This is a genomic window from Mesorhizobium sp. WSM4871 (genome assembly GCF_055811295.1).
In genome coordinates this window covers 1-234 of record NZ_JBVVPU010000081.1, presented here as the reverse complement: position 1 = coordinate 234, position 234 = coordinate 1, and the positions used below count along the sequence as shown (strand labels likewise).

Annotated in this window: 1 protein-coding gene; it reads right to left on the bottom strand. The window is 77.4% G+C overall.

Annotated features, from left to right (window positions below; genetic code table 11):
• On the bottom strand, positions 1-183 hold a 183-nt coding region (locus AC0L2H_RS32605; protein WP_473593693.1), incomplete at its 3' end, for a hypothetical protein.
• Positions 184-234: the final 51 nt, after the last annotated feature.

The following is a 234-nucleotide window of genomic DNA, read 5'->3' as shown; positions in this document are numbered from 1 at the left end:
CCGGGCGGCGGCCGGGGCGCCCGGCTCCCTTCCGCCGGCGGGGGGGCGCCCCCCCCCCCCCCTCCCGCCCCCCCCCCCAAAAAATCCCCCCACCCCCCCCCCCCCCCCCCCCCGCCCACCCCCCCCCCCCCCCCCCCCCCCGGACCACCCGCCCCGCTCTATTTTAAATCTAACCCCCCCCACCGAGATCTACACTATGCCGAGATCACGCTGCTCGACAAGAATTGGCAGCCG